Genomic DNA, 21,614 nt, shown 5'->3' with positions numbered 1-21,614 from the left:
TAGGCAGCGGCAGGAGAAAAACAGTTTTCGTGCTAACTTCAGCAAGATTAGGAAGTTACAAATGACTACAGACCCGGAAATTGGCAGGCACTTAAACAAAAAACCTACCCCCGTTGTTGATACGCCTGCCGGGCCAATCATCGGAACCACAGATGAAGAAACTGGCGTGTATAAATTCTTGGGTATTCCCTACGCTCTCCCCCCTGTAGGGAATTTACGTTGGCTACCACCGCAAGAGTTGGACCGCTGGAAAAATCCCTTCCAAGCGCATAGCTTTGGTTCACCAGCAGCGCAAAACTCATCCACCCTAATGGAAGTTCGAGATCAAAACGGGAATCTTCCTGAAAGGGAGGAATGCCTCTATTTGAATGTATTCTCTCCCGCAATGTCGCAAGGAAAAAAGCTGCCAGTAATGTTTTGGGTTCATGGCGGCTCTTTTTACATGGGATCAGGATGCCAAGAAATTTACAATGGTAAATACTTGGCAGCTAGCGGTCGGACAATTGTTGTCACTATAAACTACCGTTTAGGCGCACTGGGATTTCTGCGTTTAAAGGATATTAGTGATATACCATCAACCGGCAATGAAGGGCTTTTAGATCAAATAGCCGCCCTACAATGGGTTCGGAAAAATATCTCAGCATTTGGCGGAGATCCAAACAATATCACTCTTTTTGGCGAATCAGCCGGGGCTATGAGTATTGCCTCCTTACTTGAAGCCCCACAATGTAAAGGTCTTATACGGCGTGCAATTGTCCAAAGTGGGCACCCAAGAGCCTCCCACTCCCAGCAAAGCGCCAATCATGTTGGTAAGACTTTCATTCAGCAATTTGAGGAAATCTCTGGTGGCATCTCACTACAAAACTGTCCAACCAAACTTCTTCTGAAAACACAAAAAGCAATACTCTCTGACACGTCTATGACAGCAAAATGGGGGCAACTACCATTTAAACCTGTCGCAGACAGGGAACTTTTTTCCCCTGAAAAAAAGCTCTCCCCGACACACCAAACATCTCTTTTGTTAGGGAACAATTTGGAGGAATGGAATCTCTTCAGCGCAATAAACCCTGAAAGCTTTAACATGGACTACCGGCAAATATGCACTCATCTAGAATGGCTTATCCCAGAGTCCGAGCTAAAGCCCCTACTCAGACATTACTATCAACTAGCAAAAAAAATGACAGACAACCCCTGGCCAGAATGGAGCCGAGCCTGGAACCTCTTGCTCACTGATATGGTATTCACCTTGCCAGGGCTGAGACACCTACAAAGTCATCAGGGGGAAAACTATCACTATCACTTTGCGCAACCCCTCGCTGCACAGCCTTTACTAGGGGCTTGTCACGCCGTTGAGCTTGGCTATGTATTTGGAACCCATAGCGATCAGTCGTTGAAAACACTATATGGTGCTGAAGAAAACCCCCATTTATTAAGTGCCACAATGCAACAAGCTTGGCTGAATTTTGCTGAAACAGGGAAACCCGGCAATGATTGGCCAGAGTTTTCAGGAAAACACAGTAAACGATTTGGCAGTCATCCCTCAGCCAGGGCGTTTAACTCACCAGAGCTTCTCAGTTTATGGCAACATATACCCGACGATAGTTTGAATGGTTATCTTTAGGTTGGCATAGATGGCAAGAATTTTTTTAATCAGGCATGGAGAAGCAGCGAAAGGGGAGCACATCCCCGATCCAATACTCACAGACGAAGGTTACAAGCAGGCAGAAGAGCTAGCCCTAAAACTTTCCACACTCGAGAAAGTTCAATTAATAAGCAGCCCCAAACTCCGTGCACAACAAACAGCAAAGCCCTTGGCCGAAGTTTGGGATATAGAGGTTGTGATTGAAAATGCAGTGACGGAAATACCTACACCAGAGGAAATACCCAAAGCTCAACGCCTAACCTGGTTACGAACATTACTTACTGGAGAGTGGGACCCCTGCGACAGAGAACAAAAAGATTGGCGCGATGGAATAATCAGGTATTTGGAAAGTCTTTCAGAGGATACCTTTATCTTCTGCCATTTTATGGTCATCAATTCAGTTGTTGCACATATCCGTAACCACCAAAAAGTACAACAGTTTAGGCCCGACTACACTTCAATCACTGAGCTAAAAAATGATGGAACCAAGCTACATTTAGTCCAGCTAGGCGAGGAAAAAGATAACAAAGTTCTATAAGAAGATGGGGTATGTGCAGCATACCCCAAACAGGCATTTATTTTAAATCAAGCTTTTGCTAACCACCTCAAACAAATCCTTAGATAGGTCTCCCGAATCAGCAACCCTTTGCAGGGCAACTTTCATCTTCTCACCCAGGCTACCAGAGTATTTTTTCCAACGTGTGATCGGTATAACCAGCCTTGCTGAAATTTGTGGATTTAGCTTGTCCAAGGCCAGAACCTGATCGGCAACAAACTCAAACCCGCTACCATCGCTCTTATGGAATTGCTTAAAATTACGATTAGCAAAACCACCTATTACAGACCTTACTTTATTGGGGTTTTTCATTTCAAAAGCAGGGTGATCCATAAGTGCACGAATATTTTCCAATGTACCGCGCTTGGGACTACAACTCTGCTGACTCAGCCATAGTTCTACGACTTGAGTATCGGTTCTCCAGCGCTCATAAAATTGCTCAATCAACCCCCTGGCTCGGTCTTCCGGTGCATGATTAATAATAACAGCGAGAGCCGCCGCACTATCTGTCATATTACTAGCGTTCTCAAACTGAACCTGGGCTATATTTAACGCCTCCTCAGTTTCTGTTATGCACATATAGGATAAACAGGTATTTTTAAGTCGTCTTTGCGCAATATCTAACGCATTCGGGCTATAGGGCTTAGTCGTATTCAATTCCAGATAGCGCTTGCGAAATTCATCAAATAATTCACCTGCAATTACCTTCCTTACAAAATCCCTCGCAACAATTATTGCTTCCGCATCAATAGATGATGACTCTTCAGCGATAAACTGCTCACTGGGCAATTGCAAGATCTCTGCGACCAGCGCTAGATCGAGATCAACATCCTGTAAAACCTCTTTATAAGCACTGATTAAACTTGGTTGTACCTGTAGTTCCTCACCTTTACGAAAAGCCACCTGAAGCTCATACAAAGCATTTAATGCTAGGCGCTGACTTGCATCCCAGCGGTTAAACGTGTCCTTATCCTTTCTCATTAAAAACTGAAGCTGCTCATTACTATAGTTGTACTTTATTTTTACTGGAGCAGAGAAGCCCCGCAGCAATGAGGGTAAAGGCTTCTTTGTAAGTCCGGAAAACTCAAAAGATTGCTCATCTTCTGTTAACTGTAAAACAGTTTCAGTATCACCCTGCTCATTGAGTACAAGCTCTGCGCCATCAGCCCCCAGCAATCCAATTCTTATTGGTAAGTGGAAAGGTAACTTCTCTTCCTGACCCGGCGATGAAGGGCAAGACTGGCGAATAGCTAGCCTATAAGTGCCATCAGTTTCATTAAAGCTATCTGTCACATCAAGTATCGGCGTGCCTGCTTGGCTATACCAGTTGCGGAATTGCTTCAGTTCAACCTTGTTAGCATCTTCCATCGCCTTGACGAAATCTTCACAGGTTACCGCGCAGCCATCGTGCCGCTGAAAGTACAAGTCACTTCCTTTGCGGAATCCTTCTGCACCTAAGAGTGTATGAATCATCCGTACAACTTCCGCACCCTTTTCATAAATTGTCAGAGTGTAAAAGTTTGAAATTTCTATATAAGAATCTGGCCTGATAGGATGGGCCATAGGGCCGGCATCTTCAGCAAACTGGGTAGTACGCAAAAGGGATACATCTTCAATACGCTTAACCGCTCGGGAATTAAGGTCAGCGGAGAACTCTGCATCACGAAATACGGTAAAACCTTCCTTCAGACTCAACTGAAACCAATCCCGGCAGGTGACCCGATTACCGGACCAATTGTGAAAGTACTCATGCCCTACAATAGACTCGATCCGCTGAAAAGCTGAGTCCGTCGCTGTTTCTGGGCTAGCGAGCACGCAGGCCGAATTGAAAATATTCAATCCTTTGTTTTCCATAGCCCCCATATTGAAATGATCAACAGCAACAACCATAAAGATATCTAGGTCATATTCCCTTCCGTAAGTTTCCTCATCCCAACGCATCGCATTTTTAAGGGATCGCATAGCATGATCACACTTCCCAATATTTTTCGCTTCCGTAAAGATCTGCAACTTAACCTTTCTACCAGAGGCTGTTGTGAAGCTATCTTCCACATGCTCCAAATCCCCGGCTACCAACGCAAATAAGTAAGCCGGCTTGGCAAATGGATCTTCCCAAGTTACAAACTGACGACCATCTTCATATCTACCTTTCTCAATTTCATTGCCGTTGGAAAGTAGTACCGGGTGGTCCATCGGCGCGACGATGGTGGTGGTAAATTTGGACATAACATCCGGCCGATCAGGATAGAAAGTAATTTTTCTAAATCCTTCAGCTTCACATTGAGTGCAATACATACCATTAGAGAGATATAATCCCTCTAAAGATGTGTTTTCCTCCGGATTTATCCGATTGCGGATTTCCAGCAGAAATTCTGGTTTCTCTACAGGGATAGACAGGCCCTCAGGTAGAACCTGATAATCAGATGTAGATAACAAAACTCCATCCAAAGAAACCGAAAGTAATTCCAGCTCAACACCATCCAGCACTAAAGGCGGCAGCCCTGCGTCCGCTTGCGGATTTCTGCGAATATTCAAACGAGATTTGACCAAAGTTGCCTTGGGTTCCAGCTCAAAATGTAAATCAGTAGCATCCACCAGGTAATCTGGTACTTGATAGTCTTTCAGGTAAATGGTCTTTGGCTGGCTATCATTCATTATTGAAACACCTTCAGTCATTCTATGCCCTTCCGGGGCAGTATGAATTCGATTAATTGGACCAACAATATCGTTACCCGGGCTAATACTATTTATCACCCAAGTTAAAAACCGGACTATAGCTTCCCAGCGCGATTGGTGCCACGCATAGATAAGTTAGATTAATACTTGCCCTTGCAGCCTTGCCCACCGGCACTCTTGGCACATCTGCCCCCACAGACGTGGCGGCAACAGCGGCGGAGAAGCTAAAAACTATCAGTACAACCATTCATATAGATAAAAACTATTAATTAATGGTCGATTATCTATCTACATAAAGCACTTATTGTCTGCCCCACCCCTTAGCACAGTAGATACTCATCAACATGGCGAGAAATTGCAGCAAGTATAATTATCCAATCTGGTAAACTCCCCATAAGGTAGAAGTAAGGGATTAAAGTATTCCTACTCCGCCCTTTTGTAACGAATAATAGATTTAAGTTTGAACTAATCTCTTGCGAGAACTCCGAGGTTCAGTGTGCGTAAACTCCGTATATCCATCATAACCCTATCTTGTTTTTTAGCTGCGCTCATAGCAGCTAGCTGGTGGAAAAAGGATATCGTTGCTTCTCAGCTAATCAATATTTTCTCAGGAGAGGTAGTTATTCAGGAGCTGACAGGACTACGACTGGGTTTTAAAGAAGTTTCGATCCAGGAAGTTCGCCTAAAGTCCAGTGTAAATAGCATTATCCTCCTTGAGGGAGTAAAAATTGTCTATCCTTTCCATATTATTTATGACCGAGATAACACTCAAAAAATTGAACTATCAATAGAGAAGCTAACCAGGAGCATGGAAGCTGAAGATATCGTTACCAAAGCCCATATCAACGAGCAGCTCCCGGAAAATAATGTCAAGACAAGTAATACATTATCGTTAAGTGCCCTAAGCCAAAGTCTAACCCGCTTTTTGCCAGGCAAGATATCCGTTAAGCAAATAGTACTCGATGGCCAATTGATTGGCGGCCCACTAAATATAGCTCGCGACAACACAAAAATTCATGCCGAAACTCCCCTTAAACACCCCCAGTTTGGCGAGATTAATTTATATTTTGAGGCTTTTTTAGGTTTGTCAGAAATCAAACTAAAACCCAGAATACTAACTAACAACTCAAAGATTCTGTCTGAATCTGATATAACTATTGCTAAACTAGAAACTGACACATGGGTTTTAAACAGTGAACTTGTATCAGAGCTGGAATCTATAGCCCCACTGATAGAGATATTTGAACCTAAAGCTAGCTCTACAACTAAGCCGACAGTATCAGGCAAAATTATAGCTACCACCGCGATTAGCTTGCCAGACAATCTGCTATCCATTTCAAGCTACCGAGAAATTGACATTCAACTTAATGGCAATAACCTAAAGGCCACAATCCCATACGCTCAACTAAACTCCAATATAAAAGCCCAATTATCTATAAGCAATCCAATAAAAATAACACTTGAATCACTATTTCCATTTAAACCTCGACATATCAAGGGGAGTGGCGAGCTTGATATAGCTTTAGGTACTGATAAAAACACCAATACCCCGCTATTAAGTGCGGACTTTAGCTCGAGCACATCGACGACATCTCCCGAATTAGATATCGAAGGTACTTTTCATCTAACAAGTGCAAATACTATAGTTAATTCCCCCTATATCTCAGGCACTTGCCAGCACTACCTATAGATAGTGTTAATGGAGATGTGGCATTTAAGGGTAAACTTCAACTAAGTTCGCTTAACAATATTAACTCTCCAGAAGTAAATAGCTTTCAATTAGAATTAATACCAAACCAAACTATTCAATTGGATATTTCAGCTCCCACATCAGGGAAAAACTCGCCTTTAATTACTACCGGATTACATCAAAGCAAGATTCAGGCAAGCATTAAAGATCTTATCTCCATTACAGGTGACCTGACCAATCCCAACAAAAGAGATATTGAGGTCGAACAAGGATCTCTAACTGCAACAATACAAGGCTCCAATGGGGACTCGACAGTACAGTTAACCGCTAGCGGCATACAATGTCACTTCTCTGATATCAGTGCCTGTAACTTTGAGCTGAAGACAAAGGTACCCCAACTTTATGAGCGGGCCAGAGAATTAGCAGTTACCAATCTGAGCTCAACGGCCAAGGCAAAGATTGAAAGCAATCTTAAAGGTCAAAAATTCACGCTAGAGAGCATTAAAGTATCTGGAGAAAAAATAGCAACCAAAACATTGGCGGCTGACAGAGTAAACTTAGATATACCAACAGTACACTGCGAAGTAACAGAACCTACAATCTGCACTCTCCCAGAAATAAGCAGTCAGTTTGGAATTATCAACACCGAGCAATTTTCCCTTTCTGGAGACCTCAATTTTCTTGATAGTATCGTTACCATCAAAAATGGTGCTGCAGCGCTGGACAGTGAATTTAATAGTAACAATTTAGAGATTGAGACATCGGAAAAGTACAAGGTTAACTCTTCAGCCAAAGGCAAGCTATCCCTGCAACACAATAAGCTAACAAGTCATAGTCAAATTAAAGCAGGTGCAATTAAAATTGATTTAAGCGGCTCTTACGACTTATCAAAATCCTCAGGTGGAGTTGAATTTTCCGTTCCTGAAGTTACCTTTAGTACGGATCGCTCTCTAAACGATACGATCCAGGGGCTTCCCCTCAATATCGTCTCGGGCAGACTTTCTGCCGGTGGTTCTGTGTCTTTGCACCCCCGGTCCAAAGATAGTATCCATGTTTCATTGGACGATATTGCAGCAACCTATAAGGATAGTTTTGCCACCGGAATCAGTGGAGATCTAAAAGTAGAAAACGAAGATGGGCACTGGATCACACCTACACCATACTCACTATCGATAGAATCTATTAACGCGGGTTTACCAGTAAAAAATATCCAGTTATCACTGCAACTGGATAAACAGAAAGATATTACATTGCATAATTTTTCTGCTGACTTTTTGCAAGGCAAGGTTACTTCATCAGCCCTTATTTGGAATCTCGCTGAAGAGACTCGAAAAAGCATTGTACATGCACAAGGTATTTCTCTAGAGGCTTTAGCACAGGAGACGGACTCAGAGAACTTTGAGGCCAGCGGGCTAATTAATTTAGAAATCCCCATTGTAACGGGGCCTGAGGGCATCACTGTGGAAGCCGGTCACCTTCAGGGTGAAGCTCCAGGCGGACGCTTGCGCTACTACGGAGCCTTTTCTCCGCAGATGCTGGCAAGCAACCCTCAACTCAAGTTGATAGCCAATGCATTGGAAGATTATGAGTTTCAAACACTGGAAGGCAGCATAGACTATCCAGCCAGCGGAGATCTCCAACTACAGCTAAAGCTGGTTGGGCGAAGTGAGGCTATCGATTCTGATCGAGACCTGGTGATCAACCTGAACCTTGAAAACAATATCCCAGACATGTTGCGCTCATTGCAAGCCAGTCGTGATTTGACTGAAACCCTAGAAAAGCAGCTGGACCAATAGGTCAGGAGTGAAGTAGCCTTTATTGGTATGTACAAGCCTGCTTGGTTCATCACCGGTTAAGGTTGACTCAATAAAATACTTGGGTCTGCCGGCATCCAACTCACCTGCTGAACCAGGCAGGTAACACGGGCTAGGTACAAAAAGTAAAAGGGTACCAAAGAGGTACTGTGAGGAGTGTCAGATGAAAGCCAGCCGACTGATTCCTATGGGGCTGCTATACGCTATGGTTGCTACAGGGTGTACACCCACTGTAGCGGTAAAGGCTCCCAGTGAGCCAATTACAGTAAACCTGAATGTGAAAATTGAGCACGAAATTCGGGTCAAGGTCGACAAGGACCTGGACAACCTGTTTGAAGACAAGGAAGGGATTTTCTAAGGAGGCAAATATGAAGACATTAATGAAAGCCTTTTTGGCACTGAGCTTATTAATCGCCCTGCCTGCAATGGCAATTTCCCTAAATGAAGCCAAAAGTAAGGGCCTGGTTGGTGAAGCCAATAGCGGATACATCGCTATCGTAGATGCCAGCTCACCAGAACTGGAAAAACTGGTCAAAGAAGTGAATGCCAAGCGAAAAGCTGCTTACGCTCGAATCGCTGAGCGCAATAAAATTGATATAGCCCAGGTGGCAACACGCGCCGCTGAAAAGTTGGAAGCCCGCTTGTCACCCGGAGAATACTACCAGGACAACCTGGGACGCTGGGTAAGGAAGTAACTCATAGCCCGAAGACTTCAGCTCAGCAAGAAGAGATGATAAAAAACCCCACAGCCAGAAACTGGCAGTGGGGTATTATCAAGGAGTAGAGGCTACAAATTGCCAAATAGTGAATGCCCGTCGAGCCCCTGCTTCTCCATAACCTCTCTTAAACGTTTCAGTGCATCCACCTGTATCTGCCTGACCCGCTCCCTGGTGAGACCGATTTCACGCCCTACTTCTTCCAGGGTGCTCGCTTCAAAACCGCGCAAACCAAACCGCCTAGAGACCACTTCACACTGTTTGTCAGGTAACTCTCCCAACCAGCGGTTGATGCTGTCAAAAAGGTCCCTGTCCTGTAAAAGCTCTGCTGGGTCAGATTCCTGCTGATCGGGGATGGTATCTACCAAGGTCTTCTCAGAAGAGGGCCCAATGGGAGTATCTACAGAAGTAACCCGCTCATTGAGCCCCAGCATACGCTCGACATCTTCGACTGGCTTCTCAAGGAGGGTCGCAATTTCTTCTGCGGATGGCTCGTGATCCAGCTTTTGCGCCAACTCTCGAGATGCACGCAAGTACACGTTTAACTCTTTCACGACATGGATGGGCAGGCGTATGGTCCGGGTCTGATTCATTATGGCCCGTTCTATCGTCTGACGTATCCACCAGGTGGCGTAAGTGGAAAAGCGAAAACCTCTCTCTGGATCAAACTTCTCAACTGCTCGAATCAGGCCCAGATTGCCTTCCTCAATAAGGTCCAGCAGTGCCAAACCTCGGCTAACGTAGCGGCGAGCAATCTTTACAACAAGGCGAAGATTGCTCTCGATCATTCGTTTTCTTGCCGCAGCATCTCCACGCAAAGCCTTGCGCGCGTAATACACCTCTTCTTCTGCGGTCAATAGGGGGAGAATCCAATTTCATTGAGATAGAGTTGAGTAGCGTCGAGATTTTTCTGCAAATGGCCATCGCCATCCAATCTACAAACTCTACTTTTCTCTGCCTGGGAGGGTGCGGAACTCTTTTTAGCCGCAGATTTCCGCGTGCGACTAACACCTGCTTCAGTTGAACCTAATTTCTGCTCATCATTTTCAACGTCTAACTCAGGAGGAAAGTCTTCTGCCTGGCCAGCCATAGACTGGTCTTGCCGTTGTGCTTCCATTTCCCCTGCTCCTTGTACTTTGCCAATTTCAGCCGCACAACACACTCGGACATTGATAACACAACTATCAATGCCGCAGGTATGTGGCGACAGCCACTGAATCGGCTGACCCTGGGATGGCCACGATTACAGTGACTACCTCAAGTGGTACTAGTTAAAAGTCCATTTTTATTTGCAGAGCTTTACTGCGGCCGTGAACTTACGGTAAGTAGGCAAGAGGGTCTACTGGCTGACCGTTTTTGCGAATCTCAAAGTGGAGCTTGTTGCGGTCGGTACCACTCGAACCCAGTTCCGCTATCCTTTGCCCCGCCTTTACCCTGCTGCCCTCCTTTACGAGCAACCGGTGATTGTGTGCATAGGCACTGAGGTAAACCTCGTTGTGCTTGACGATCAGCAGCTTTCCATAACCTCTCAAGGCGCTTCCTGCGTAGATCACGGTGCCATCAGCCGCTGCCAGTACAGACTCACCCTTTTCACCCGCGATATCAACTCCCTTACGCAATGGGTCCCCAGAGCGGAAGTGACTAATCACTTTCCCCTTGGCGGGCCAGCGCCAGTTGACCGATCCGCTCCGGCGAGATGCTGTTGATTGGCGCTTTGGGCTTGGTGTTAAAGATTTTTTAGCAGTGGTCGTTTGTGTTGTTTTCGGTTTAGCTTTTGCGACTGGCGCTTTTTGCTTCTTTTGCGTGCCGGCAGTGCTCTTGGTTGGCACTGAACCCGTCAGCCTGATTCTCTGCCCAGGATATATTTGATAAGGGGAGCGGATACCATTTATCGCCGCCAATTGGCGAAAATCCTTGCCGTAACGCCAGGCTATCGAATAAAGGGTATCCCCTTTACCTACCGTGTGGTGGGTAATTTTGATACTCGGGGGCTGGCGTAGGGAGCTTGAGGGAGCCTTATGGCTGGAACAGGAGGAAACGGCCTGCAGCAGAACCAGCAAGCCTAATATTTTAAACACCCCCCACAAACAATGACCGATTTTAGGGAGTTTGTTCCGCCAACATCGGCGCTCAAGAGGTTGCAAAAGATGACATTCCATTATTCTCTTTTTACATCAGACCACGGCATTTATGGAAAAAGTGTCTAAAGAAAAGCTCCAAAAATCTCTGGAAAAGTTTGATAAAACGCTGCCATACCGAGATTTTCCAGATCTTATTGCGGAGTGGCGCAAGACTTCTCTCTGTGCACCTTGCCAAAGAAGTCTACAGCGAGAACTAAGAGCGCTGCCACTAGAGCCGCAACAATTGCGCCCCCCAAATGAGCACTGTCGCCGGTTTGCTCGACATAAGTTAGCGGAGAAGTGTTGGATAGCAAAGGGGCCAATTTGCTTGATGCTTCGATTTCCCCGGACATTGGCAGTTTCCAGGGCCAAATAATCTTCAAACTACCCAACAAAACCCCGGCAAGAAATGCCAGTGTCCTAGCTACATATTTGTGCATCAGCCAAGACAACAAGCGACTGAAGAGCATCAGCCCTATTGCCGCCCCTGCCGCAAAGCACAATAGGTTTGAAATTTGGAGTTCATGAACTGCAGCTAAAACCTTGGGGTATATCCCGATTAATAACAGCAGGAAAGCGCCGGAAATTCCCGGTAGTGCCATCGCACATATTGCCAAAGCACCTGATAAAAACAGCGTAAGTGGAGTTGCCGGTATCTCCGAAGGCCGCATCTCACTCACTGTTACTGCAAGCGCAATACCCAGTGCGAGAAAAACCAAAACAGATGGCGACCACCGGGGGATATTTCTCACAATGGGAACAATTGAGGCGAGAACCAAACCGAAAAAGAAAGACCACACAACAATTGGATAATTTTGCAGTAAGCCACTAATCAGGTGGGCCAAGCTAAAAACGCTCAACAATACCCCAAGGAAAAGAGAGAGCAGAAAGCTCCCATTAATATAGCGCCAAGTGGATAGAAACCCCTCCTTCCGCCACACTGTAATACAATGCGGGCCTATTCGACTGAGGGAGTCCAAAAGCTCCTGGTAGATGCCGGTAATAAAGGCAATAGTTCCCCCGGAAACACCGGGTACCACATCGGCAGCCCCCATTGCCATTCCCCGCAGAAGTACTCCGGGGTAGCGACTTTTTAGAACCTCAGTAAATCTCATCGAACCACGCCACCGAGTAAAGGCACGAAACGTACCGCTTCCAACTTTTCCACATCAAACTTATTACTATCCTCACGACGAGTCACCATCGTCAGGTATTGTTGCTCAGCCCCCACCGGAATTACCAGAACCCCATTGGGAGCCAGCTGTTCTCGCAGCTCATCAGGAATCATTGCAGGTGCTGCTGCAGCCAGGATTGCATCGTAAGGACCCTCGTCTTTCCAACCAAAGCCCCCATTGCTGAGCTTGTACTCTACATTGCTATAACCCAGCTCCCCCAACCGATGGCGAGCGGTTTCCAATAGAGGTTCGACACGCTCGACGGAATAAAGTTGTTCGACCAAGCGAGCAAGAATGGCCGTTTGGTAGCCAGAGCCCGTACCCACTTCCAGAACTCGGTGTAGAGACTTGGCTCTACTCAGTAGGAGTTCAGTCATACGGGCGACAATGTATGGCTGGGAAATAGTTTGGCCATACCCTATGGGCAAAGCAGTATCTTCATAAGCCCGAATAGCCAGGGCCTCATCCAAAAAGAGGTGTCGAGGTGTAGATGCCATTACATCTAGTACCTCCTCGTTGGATATCCCCTCTTCCCGCAATCGCTGGATCAAGCGATTACGGGTTCGCTGGGAAGTCATCCCCAGACCTTCTTGTCTCAAGCGATCCATATTCTTTTCTTGTCCATGATTTGTGCAACAGTGCCAGTCACCTAAATACAAATTTTATGTGCACTGTTTAACATTGACCAGCTGAGCTATCTCCCGTAGCAAAGCCGTAGCAAAAGTACCCGGTGGCAAGGCAAATTCGACGATTAAATGATCACCTTCCCACTCATAGCGAAATGCCTCCGGGGATAAAATCATGGCCCGGCGCTCCTGGCTAAGACCGCAGTGCTCCAGCCAGTTGCACCAAGGCTGCCACGGGGACAACACTTGCTCTTCCAACTGCCCCAGGGCATCCGTTGACAGGTTTCTGCCACGCCCCCAAAGAGGCCCGGTTGGGTAATCTTCAGGCTCTCCAACGAGAGGGCTCTGCCAGGTTCCGGTGTTAACTCGTTCAGCCAAAACCTGGTTGAACAGCCAGCTACGGGCAGCAGACATGGCAAAAGCCTTTTCGCTTTTGCGGCAGCGACCGTCTTCTTCAGCTAAGTTTTTTGCCAAGCTAAGGTTATTGCCATCAATCCCAAAGCGCTGTTCACCGAAGTAATTGGGCACCCCTTTGGGAATCAGCTGAAGTACTTCTTCTGCTTTGTCCCGGTCACCTTCTACATTGCGCAGCCGAATCTTGAAGCGATTCCCCATATGCTCGCCACGACGCAACTTGCGTGGTCCCCGGAAGGCCTGGAGCAATGAAATCTCATCGCTGTTTATTTGCGACCAGTCTGCTTCTGGCTTTTGTCCGAGCCATACACTGAACCATTGAGTGGTAACAGCATGTCGGTCTTTCAAGCCATAAAAGCTGACATCCCGGCTTTGCACCCCAGCTAACTTCGCCAATTCCTTGGCAACCCAGGCGGTATTTGCCCCGCGCTTTTTAACCTGCAAGTAAACATGCTCGCCATCTTTATCAGCCGGCGGCATAGCCAGTTCATCGACAATAAAATCTTCTGGTTCTGTGCGAAAATCGCCAGAAATTACCGCACCCCCAAGCGCTCGGGGCCAATCCAGGTTCCAAACTTCAGACATCTTTGCGCTCTAATAAAACAGTAGCTTGCGCGGCGATACCCTCACCGCGACCAGTAAATCCAAGCTTTTCTGTAGTGGTTGCTTTGACACTGACCGCATCGCAATCAACACCACAGTCAGCGGCAATATTGACTCGCATTCCATCGATATGCGGAGCCATTTTGGGGGCCTGGGCAATCAACGTCATATCCACATTAACCAGGCGATACCCTTTACTATCGATTAATCCAACAACATGTCGAAGCAGGTTTCTACTATCCGCTCCGGCAAATTGTTCATCGTTATCGGGAAAGTGTTTACCGATATCTCCCAGGGCCAGAGCACCCAGTAAGGCATCCGATAGGGCGTGCAGTAAAACATCCCCATCAGAATGAGCTACCAAACCATACCCATAGGGGATTTGTACTCCTCCGAGCACTACATGATCACCAGGGCCAAATGCGTGCACATCAAAGCCCTGGCCTATTCGAAAACTCACTATCGCTTATCCTCAGTCGGGGAGTAGCGCAGACGTAAAATAGTTTCTGCAATTATGATATCGGCGGGGTGCGTCACTTTAATATTGTCACTATCACCCGTTACCAATTGCGGTGAATGGCCAAAAAACTCCAGTGCGCTGGCTTCATCGGTTACAGCAACCCCTTGCTCCAGGGCTTTACCAAGGCATGAGTGCAAAGTGCTGAGAGGGGCACGTTGCGGGGTTTGCGCCAACCAAATACTTTCGCGGTCAACCGTTTCTTCCACACAGGCTACACCGCCAGTCATATGACTGCGCTTTAATGTGTCGCTTGCGGGGCGCGCCAAAAGTGCCATCGGTGAGACTTCGTCACTGAGTAAAGCGCAAATATCGCGCTCAGACACACAGGGTCGTGCAGCATCGTGGACTAAAACCGGAGTATCGCCGCTTTCTCGCCCCGCCAGGAAATCCAGGGCGGACTGAACAGAGTCTGCTCTCTCAGCTCCACCAATGACGGTGTGTACCAAGGGGTGGTTTGCTTCTTTCAGGTGAGGGAAGTAGGTATCCTGCTCCGATAGCGATACTACAACGCCAGCCAAACCTGGCCACCCAAGAATATTTTTTAAAGTCAGGGATAGCAGTGGTCGCCCGAGCAATGGCAGGTACTGTTTCGGGCGATCAGCCCCCATACGTTTGCCAACGCCGGCAGCGGGTACAATGACCCAATAATCCTTAATCAATTTTCAGCCTCTTCCTTATCCAGGAAGATAAACAGTGTTTCCCCTTCCTTGATCAGTCCCAGGTCATAACGGGCTTTCGCTTCCACACCATCAGTGCCAACTTTCAAACTGCGAACTTCCCTGAACAGTTGACGGTTTTCCCGCACCAGCGCGATATTTTTTTCTTGCTGTTGGGCTAATTGACGCTTGAGACGGGTAACTTCGGCGAGACTACCTTCACCAACCCAAAGTCGGTACTGGGTGGCGAGGAGCATAATGGTGAGTATTGCCAGCAGCCATTTCATACGAGATTACGATATTTCGCTTGTTCGTATTTATAGTACTACAAAGAGGGGCTGGCCCCTCTTTGTAGTACTTGCACGCTAATTCAAATAATGGATTACTTGAATTCAGCGCGGCCGCGATAAGGAGCGGAGCCATTCAGCTCAGCTTCGATGCGCAGCAGACGGTTGTACTTGGCTACGCGGTCTGAGCGGCAAAGGGAACCGGTCTTGATTTGACCAGCAGCAGTCGCAACCGCCAGATCCGCAATAGTGGTATCTTCGGTCTCACCGGAGCGGTGAGAGATCACAGCGGTGTAGCCCGCATCTTTAGCCATTTTGATCGCATCCAGAGTCTCGGACAGGGAGCCGATCTGGTTGAACTTGATCAAGATAGAGTTACCGACACCTTTCTCGATACCTTCTTTCAGGATCTTGGTGTTGGTTACGAACAAGTCGTCGCCTACCAGCTGTACTTTTTCACCAATTTTGTCGGTGAGAACTTTCCAACCGTCCCAATCACTCTCGTCCATACCGTCTTCGATAGACAGGATCGGATAGTTGGCGGACAGATCGGCCAGGTAGCTGGCAAAACCTTCGCTATCGAACTGCTTGCCTTCGCCAGCCAGATCGTACTTGCCATCTTTGTAGAACTCGGAAGAAGCGCAGTCCAGAGCCAGGGTAATGTCATCGCCCAGGGTGTAACCGGCCTTTTCTACCGCTTCAGCGATGACTTTCAGTGCCGCTTCGTTGGAAGGCAGGTTCGGAGCAAAGCCACCTTCATCGCCAACTGCAGTGTTCAGGCTGTTGCTGGACAGTACTTTTTTCAGGGAGTGGAAGATCTCAGCACCTTGGCGCAGAGCTTCAGCAAAAGATTCAGCCTTAACCGGCTGAACCATAAATTCCTGGATATCCACATTGTTGTCAGCGTGTTCGCCGCCATTAAGGATATTCATCATCGGTACCGGCATGGAGTACTCGCCCGGAGTGCCGTTTACCTCAGCAATGTGCTGATACAAAGGGATTTTTTGGAAGCAGCAGCTGCTTTAGCGGCAGCCAGGGAAACCGCCAAAATAGCGTTGGCGCCGAAGTTCGCCTTATTTTCAGTGCCGTCGGCATCGATCATCGCCTTGTCCAGGGCGCGCTGATCAGTAGCATCCATACCCTTGAGCAGGTCAGCGATAGTAGTGTTGATATTTTCAACTGCTTTCAGGACACCCTTACCCAAGTAACGGCTTTTATCGCCATCGCGAAGTTCCAGCGCTTCACGGGAGCCAGTGGAGGCACCGGAGGGGGCGCAGGCGGAGCCAATAGAACCATCCTCCAGGATTACATCGGCTTCAACGGTAGGGTTACCGCGAGAATCCATTACTTCAAAGGCTTTAACAGCGACAATCTTGCTCATTTACAATGGGCTCCGTATTGGTACTTACTGAAAATAGGTTTTCGTAAATCAGACTTTACGCACTTTTTGCTACAGCGCTCAGGCCAGATAGCAGAGGGGAAAGTGCCGCACGCCCGATCAGGGCGCGCAAAAATATTTCTTTTTTATTTCGTATCCAGCGGCTCAAAACCTTTGATCAGGTCATCTACCGCTTTCATCTGCGCCAGGAATGGCTCCAGCTTTTCCAGTGGCAATGCACTGGGGCCATCACACAATGCTTTGTCTGGATTCGGGTGTGCTTCCAAGAACAGGCCGGCAATACCGATAGCCAAACCTGCGCGGCCCAGCTCAGTGACCTGTGCACGGCGACCACCAGAGGCTGCACCGGAAGGATCGCGCATTTGCAGTGAGTGGGTAACGTCAAAAATCAGCGGCGCACCACCGGAGGCATTGATCATGGTGCTGAAGCCCAGCATATCCACAACCAGGTTGTCGTAGCCAAAGCAGGCTCCGCGCTCACACAAAAGAATATTTTCGTTGCCGCACTCAGCAAATTTCTCCACCACATTTTTAACTTGCGGGGGGCTCATAAACTGGGGCTTTTTAACGTTGATCACTGCACCAGTCGCTGCCATAGCGGTGACCAGATCAGTCTGGCGGGCCAGGAAGGCCGGCAGCTGGATAATATCCACGACTTCGGCAACCGGAGCAGCCTGATGTACTTCGTGGACATCGGTAATCAAGGGAACCTTAAAGGTGTCTTTGATTTCCTGAAAAATCTTCAGGCCCTCTTCCATTCCCGGTCCGCGATAGGAATTGATGGAAGAGCGATTCGCCTTGTCAAAAGACGCTTTAAAAACATAGGGAATACCCAGTTTTTCAGTGACTTTTACATAGTGCTCAGCCACCTGCATCGCCAGGTCGCGGGATTCCAATACATTCATACCGCCAAACAGCGCAAAGGGCTTATCGTTGGCGACCTGGATATTTCCGACTTCAATTGTTTTCACAGTTTACTCCCTGTTATCTCCGCCTCAACTAACTTAGAGCTAAGGCGGAATTATTTTTTAACCCTGGTTTTCACGCTGCTTCATTGCGGCGGCAACAAAGCTTTCGAACAGCGGATGGCCGTCGCGCGGGGTTGAAGTAAATTCCGGGTGGAACTGGCAAGCAACGAACCAGGGATGGTTCGGCAATTCAACCATTTCTACCAGGGTATCGTCTGCAGACCAGCCGCCAATTTTCAAACCGGCTTGCTGCAGGCGATCAACGTAGTTGTTGTTCACTTCGTAGCGGTGGCGGTGGCGCTCTACAATGACGTCTGCGCCGTAGATATCGCGAGCCTTAGTGTCTTTAGCCAAGCGACACTCCTGGCCGCCCAAGCGCATGGTGCCGCCCAGGTCGGACTGCTCATCGCGCTTCTCGATATTGCCTTCGCTATCGATCCACTCTGTGATCAGGCCAATAACAGGGTGCGGGGTTTTAGTATTGAATTCAGTGCTGTTGGCACCTTCGAGGCCGAGCACATTGCGCGCGAACTCGATAACCACAGACTGTAAACCGAGGCAGATGCCCAGGTAAGGAATATTGTTTTCACGAGCGTAGCGAACAGATTCAAGCTTGCCCTCTAAACCGCGCTCACCAAATCCACCGGGAACCAGGATTGCATCGGCATCCTTGATCAGGTCAATACCGTTCTCACCCTCAACGTCTTCAGCGTTGATAAAGTCGATATCCACTTTGCAGCGATGCTTGATACCCGCATGGGTCAGGGACTCGATCAGGGACTTATAGGCATCCAGCAACTCCATGTATTTGCCGACCATGGCAATTTTCACTTCGTGCTGCGGGTTCAGCTTGCCATCGACCACTTCGTCCCACTCGGAAAGGTCTGGTGCCTGGCATTCCAGCTGCAGTTTTTCCACAACGATATCGTCGAGGCCGTAACTGTGCAGAAGACGCGGTACGCCGTAGATGGTCTTGGCATCGGGCAGCGGTACAACAGCGCGCTCTTCAACATTGGTGAATAGTGCGATCTTGCGGCGGGAGTCCTCATCGATCTCGCGCTCGGAACGGCACAGCAGAATATCCGGCTGCAAGCCGATAGAACGTAACTCTTTAACAGAGTGCTGAGTCGGCTTGGTCTTGGTTTCACCAGCAGTGGCAAGGAAAGGCACATAGCTCAGGTGGATCAACAGGGCGCGATTGGTGCCCATTTCCACACGCAGCTGACGCACAGATTCCAGGAACGGTTGGGATTCGATATCACCTACGGTGCCACCGATTTCAACAATAGCGACGTCGACATCGCGGCCACCTTCTACAACGCGGCGCTTGATCTCATCGGTAATATGGGGGATCACCTGTACGGTGCCACCCAAGTAGTCACCACGGCGCTCTTTGCGCAGTACGGTTTCGTACACGCGGCCGGTGGTGAAGTTGTTACGCTTGGACATCCGGGTACGGATAAAGCGTTCGTAGTGACCCAGGTCCAGGTCAGTCTCGGCACCATCCTCGGTGACATACACCTCGCCGTGCTGGAAGGGACTCATGGTACCCGGGTCTACGTTGATGTAGGGGTCCAGTTTGAGGATGGTAACCTTGAGGCCGCGGGCCTCGAGAATGGCGGCCAAAGAGGCGGAGGCGATACCTTTCCCCAACGAGGAAACCACGCCACCAGTTACAAAAATATAGCGCGTCATGCAAAACCTTGGTCAGTTGAGCGCTCGATGAATGTCGAGCTTACAGGGCTGGCCCGGGCGGATAATCCAGCTTCTCCCGGTGCCTTTTAGACGGGGCGCCAGGGTAGCAGAAACCCCCTTAACACTCAATCGAAAAACCGCCAGCCGGGTGGTTCATCCGGGATGGCGCAGCCTGCTTTGCATGAAAAGAGCCCCGCGACAGCCACCAGATCATCCCCCAAAAATACCAATGGGACACGATCCCTGAGCCAGGGCTCTAGAGCCCACTCCTGCAAGAGCTTCTTAAGCGTTTGTGACCTGGAGCGATTTACCGGGTGCGCACGCTCCCCTCCTTTGCGATAACACACTCGATAATCGCCCACTGGCCAATCCGACAAGGGCCGAAGAATGCCACCCGCTGGCAGAGTGAGATTAGAGCGGCCATCCCAGTGCCAACTTTTATCGGAGTTATTGGCAATTGGCGCCAGCTCAGGGGTCAGGTAAAGGCGATTCCGAAAACGTCGTACCACTCGCCCACCCATATTAACTTCAAGCTGTGCGTCCTCTGCAGCATGAGTCACCTGGAAAAGCGCCTGATTTAATAGGGCTGACTCTGGCGGCTGCCCCCTTGGCCCAATACCCAATGCCGCATAAGGTTTTTACGGCGCCCCTCACTAAGGCTGAAGAAGCGAGGCAGGGCCAGACTTTCGCCAAATCGCTCCGCCTTTAAATCAGCCTCCTCCAGGTCAGCAAGTGCCAACTCAGACAGTAAGTCCGCAGACTCCCTCAGGTTCTCCGCTGCCCGAGCGATCTGGCGACTCGCTCCCCAACGCTGGTTGAGCAGTGGCACAACTCGATGCCGAAAAAATTACGCTCCAAGGCCTCATCCGCATTGCTGTCATCTTCAATCCAGCTCAATCCGTGAGCCTCAGCCCACTGCTCTAGCTCTTTTCGCCCCGCTCCGAGTAGAGGGCGCAGTAAGTACTTATTATCTCCGATAGTTCGGCTTTCGGACATGCTGGCCAATCCCAACACGCCCGCGCCCCGCATTAAGCGCAGCAGGAAAGTCTCAGCTTGGTCATCCGCGTGGTGACCGAGAAGAATTTGATCACCTTCGGACATCACCTGATTGAAGGCCGCATATCTCGCCCGGCGAGCCCCCTGCTCCAATCCGCCATCTTTGTAATCAACAGTAACCTGGATGGCTGTAAAGGGTACCGCCAGATTTTCAGCAAACTCTTTACAGTGAGCCAGCCAAATGTCCGCATTTGCATTTAGGCCATGGTGAATATGAAGTGCACGCACGGGAATCTGGCAAGTTACCAGAAGGTGCAGGAGAACAGTGGAGTCCAGACCACCAGAAAACCCCACCCACAACTGGCCGCTGGCAGGGTGGGACTGCAGTATATTCTTTATCAGAGGTGGGAGTTTTTCGCTGGGATTTACATTTTTCACGGGGAGTTAAACAAAGTCTAAGCTCCAATCAGTATACCGCCAATAGACCAGAATGCAGATAGAAGAAAGCCCCCACAACTTCAGGCGCGCCAAGACCGCAATATTAAATAGAGGGTCACTAATGGTTAAATTTCACACAAAGGCTTTACCTTACTCTTCAAGAACAAATTACCTAACTCCTCAATTGCCTCTGCTAAAACGATTCGCTAGTCGCATATAAAAACCCAGAAAATTAGATGAAATTAATCTTGGAGAAGTTTACTTTAGGATTAGGGGCACTAACCTAAATTATACCCTTGTAATAAAAGTGATACTTTCCGACTACCGCCAATACCAACTCCCATCAAAACTGTGCCAAAAGAAGAAGGTTATTTTTTCTCAGTCGACTTATAGCTAACACTCACAATCTCCATTCCACGAATATTTAAACCCACAAAATTTAACCATTCGCTCTAATCTCCGAATAACCAATGAACATCATCTACTTTTCCGCGTTCACCTTTAACAAAAAATAATCTGCGGGTATGTAAATCAGCCCTTTCATTTGACTGCCAATTTAAAAACCCAACATGATAAATTCGGAAATTGACAATCAAACACCAAAAAGAACTCCACAGCCACAC

At 48.1% G+C, this 21,614-nt stretch carries 19 protein-coding genes and 2 pseudogenes; 6 read left to right on the top strand and 15 right to left on the bottom strand.

Going from position 1 to position 21,614, the window contains the following annotated elements:
• Positions 1–61 precede the first annotated feature (61 nt).
• Entirely contained in the window at positions 62–1,621 is a 1,560-nt protein-coding gene (locus QT397_10035; GenBank protein ID WNZ57657.1) for a carboxylesterase family protein, read from the top strand.
• Positions 1,622–1,631: 10 nt separating this feature from the next.
• Positions 1,632–2,180, top strand: a complete 549-nt coding sequence (locus tag QT397_10030; protein WNZ57656.1) for a histidine phosphatase family protein — start codon at positions 1,632–1,634, stop codon at positions 2,178–2,180.
• A gap of 42 nt (positions 2,181–2,222) precedes the next feature.
• On the opposite strand, the gene pepN is transcribed toward QT397_10030, so the two are convergent.
• On the bottom strand, positions 2,223–4,853 hold the full coding sequence (gene pepN, locus QT397_10025) for an aminopeptidase N (GenBank protein ID WNZ58531.1): 2,631 nt from the start codon (positions 4,851–4,853) through the stop codon (positions 2,223–2,225).
• A gap of 517 nt (positions 4,854–5,370) precedes the next feature.
• Between pepN and QT397_10020 the strand changes: the two genes are divergently transcribed.
• The 4 genes from QT397_10020 (at position 5,371) to QT397_10005 (ending at position 9,073) form a co-directional block, all read left to right on the top strand.
• Positions 5,371–6,564 (top strand): hypothetical protein, encoded by a 1,194-nt coding sequence (locus QT397_10020; protein ID WNZ57655.1) that lies wholly within the window; start codon positions 5,371–5,373, stop codon positions 6,562–6,564.
• A gap of 17 nt (positions 6,565–6,581) precedes the next feature.
• Positions 6,582–8,360, top strand: coding sequence for a YdbH domain-containing protein (locus tag QT397_10015; GenBank protein ID WNZ57654.1), 1,779 nt, complete (start codon positions 6,582–6,584; stop codon positions 8,358–8,360).
• A gap of 181 nt (positions 8,361–8,541) precedes the next feature.
• The gene (locus tag QT397_10010; GenBank protein WNZ57653.1) at positions 8,542–8,736 is read left to right on the top strand and encodes a YnbE family lipoprotein; all 195 of its coding nucleotides are present in this window, start codon (positions 8,542–8,544) and stop codon (positions 8,734–8,736) included.
• 10 nt (positions 8,737–8,746) lie between these two features.
• Positions 8,747–9,073: a YdbL family protein gene (locus QT397_10005; protein ID WNZ57652.1), complete on the top strand. Its 327-nt coding sequence runs from the start codon at positions 8,747–8,749 to the stop codon at positions 9,071–9,073.
• 92 nt (positions 9,074–9,165) lie between these two features.
• Here QT397_10005 and rpoS read toward each other — a convergent pair.
• The 14 genes and pseudogenes from rpoS to tilS (QT397_09935) form a co-directional block, all read right to left on the bottom strand.
• Positions 9,166–10,184, bottom strand: a pseudogene (gene rpoS, locus QT397_10000) (RNA polymerase sigma factor RpoS).
• 226 nt (positions 10,185–10,410) lie between these two features.
• The gene (locus QT397_09995) at positions 10,411–11,172 is read right to left on the bottom strand and encodes a peptidoglycan DD-metalloendopeptidase family protein (GenBank protein ID WNZ57651.1); all 762 of its coding nucleotides are present in this window, start codon (positions 11,170–11,172) and stop codon (positions 10,411–10,413) included.
• A 194-nt stretch (positions 11,173–11,366) separates the two neighbouring features.
• A complete protein-coding gene (locus QT397_09990) occupies positions 11,367–12,329 on the bottom strand; it encodes a DUF368 domain-containing protein (protein ID WNZ57650.1) in 963 nt (320 codons plus the stop codon).
• Positions 12,326–12,997 carry a protein-L-isoaspartate(D-aspartate) O-methyltransferase gene (locus tag QT397_09985; GenBank protein ID WNZ57649.1) on the bottom strand — a complete coding sequence of 224 codons (672 nt, stop codon included), beginning with the start codon at positions 12,995–12,997 and terminating at the stop codon, positions 12,326–12,328. Before QT397_09985 ends, QT397_09990 begins: the two co-directional genes overlap by 4 nt.
• Before the next feature lie 54 nt (positions 12,998–13,051).
• Positions 13,052–14,014, bottom strand: a complete 963-nt coding sequence (locus tag QT397_09980; protein ID WNZ57648.1) for a tRNA pseudouridine(13) synthase TruD — start codon at positions 14,012–14,014, stop codon at positions 13,052–13,054.
• Positions 14,007–14,492, bottom strand: a complete 486-nt coding sequence (gene ispF, locus QT397_09975; protein ID WNZ57647.1) for a 2-C-methyl-D-erythritol 2,4-cyclodiphosphate synthase — start codon at positions 14,490–14,492, stop codon at positions 14,007–14,009. Before ispF ends, QT397_09980 begins: the two co-directional genes overlap by 8 nt.
• On the bottom strand, positions 14,492–15,211 hold the full coding sequence (ispD, locus tag QT397_09970; GenBank protein WNZ57646.1) for a 2-C-methyl-D-erythritol 4-phosphate cytidylyltransferase: 720 nt from the start codon (positions 15,209–15,211) through the stop codon (positions 14,492–14,494). Before ispD ends, ispF begins: the two co-directional genes overlap by 1 nt.
• Positions 15,208–15,495, bottom strand: coding sequence for a septum formation initiator family protein (locus QT397_09965; protein ID WNZ57645.1), 288 nt, complete (start codon positions 15,493–15,495; stop codon positions 15,208–15,210). Before QT397_09965 ends, ispD begins: the two co-directional genes overlap by 4 nt.
• Before the next feature lie 95 nt (positions 15,496–15,590).
• Positions 15,591–16,876: pseudogene (eno, locus tag QT397_09960) on the bottom strand (phosphopyruvate hydratase).
• A 143-nt stretch (positions 16,877–17,019) separates the two neighbouring features.
• Positions 17,020–17,865, bottom strand: coding sequence for a 3-deoxy-8-phosphooctulonate synthase (gene kdsA / locus QT397_09955; protein WNZ57644.1), 846 nt, complete (start codon positions 17,863–17,865; stop codon positions 17,020–17,022).
• Between the two features lie 57 nt (positions 17,866–17,922).
• Positions 17,923–19,557 carry a CTP synthase gene (locus tag QT397_09950; GenBank protein WNZ57643.1) on the bottom strand — a complete coding sequence of 545 codons (1,635 nt, stop codon included), beginning with the start codon at positions 19,555–19,557 and terminating at the stop codon, positions 17,923–17,925.
• 125 nt (positions 19,558–19,682) lie between these two features.
• A complete protein-coding gene (gene tilS / locus QT397_09945) occupies positions 19,683–20,117 on the bottom strand; it encodes a tRNA lysidine(34) synthetase TilS (GenBank protein WNZ57642.1) in 435 nt (144 codons plus the stop codon).
• A 17-nt stretch (positions 20,118–20,134) separates the two neighbouring features.
• Entirely contained in the window at positions 20,135–20,386 is a 252-nt protein-coding gene (locus tag QT397_09940; protein WNZ57641.1) for a hypothetical protein, read from the bottom strand.
• Positions 20,323–20,991 carry a tRNA lysidine(34) synthetase TilS gene (gene tilS / locus QT397_09935; protein WNZ57640.1) on the bottom strand — a complete coding sequence of 223 codons (669 nt, stop codon included), beginning with the start codon at positions 20,989–20,991 and terminating at the stop codon, positions 20,323–20,325. The genes QT397_09940 and tilS (QT397_09935) overlap by 64 nt, the downstream gene beginning before the upstream one ends.
• Positions 20,992–21,614 lie beyond the last annotated feature (623 nt).

It is taken from the genome of Microbulbifer sp. MKSA007, assembly GCA_032615215.1.
In the GTDB taxonomy this organism is placed as follows: domain Bacteria; phylum Pseudomonadota; class Gammaproteobacteria; order Pseudomonadales; family Cellvibrionaceae; genus Microbulbifer.
This window is presented reverse-complemented; position numbering and strand designations above follow the sequence as displayed.

Coding starts and splice junctions, on each gene's coding strand:
- QT397_10035 (WNZ57657.1), top strand. CDS start 62: ATGACTACAGACCCGGAAATTGGCAGGCACTTAAACAAAAAACCTACC.
- QT397_10030 (WNZ57656.1), top strand. CDS start 1,632: ATGGCAAGAATTTTTTTAATCAGGCATGGAGAAGCAGCGAAAGGGGAG.
- pepN (WNZ58531.1), bottom strand. CDS start 4,853: ATGAATGATAGCCAGCCAAAGACCATTTACCTGAAAGACTATCAAGTA.
- QT397_10010 (WNZ57653.1), top strand. CDS start 8,542: ATGAAAGCCAGCCGACTGATTCCTATGGGGCTGCTATACGCTATGGTT.
- QT397_10005 (WNZ57652.1), top strand. CDS start 8,747: ATGAAGACATTAATGAAAGCCTTTTTGGCACTGAGCTTATTAATCGCC.
- QT397_09990 (WNZ57650.1), bottom strand. CDS start 12,329: ATGAGATTTACTGAGGTTCTAAAAAGTCGCTACCCCGGAGTACTTCTG.
- QT397_09985 (WNZ57649.1), bottom strand. CDS start 12,997: ATGGATCGCTTGAGACAAGAAGGTCTGGGGATGACTTCCCAGCGAACC.
- QT397_09980 (WNZ57648.1), bottom strand. CDS start 14,014: ATGTCTGAAGTTTGGAACCTGGATTGGCCCCGAGCGCTTGGGGGTGCG.
- QT397_09965 (WNZ57645.1), bottom strand. CDS start 15,495: ATGAAATGGCTGCTGGCAATACTCACCATTATGCTCCTCGCCACCCAG.
- QT397_09950 (WNZ57643.1), bottom strand. CDS start 19,557: ATGACGCGCTATATTTTTGTAACTGGTGGCGTGGTTTCCTCGTTGGGG.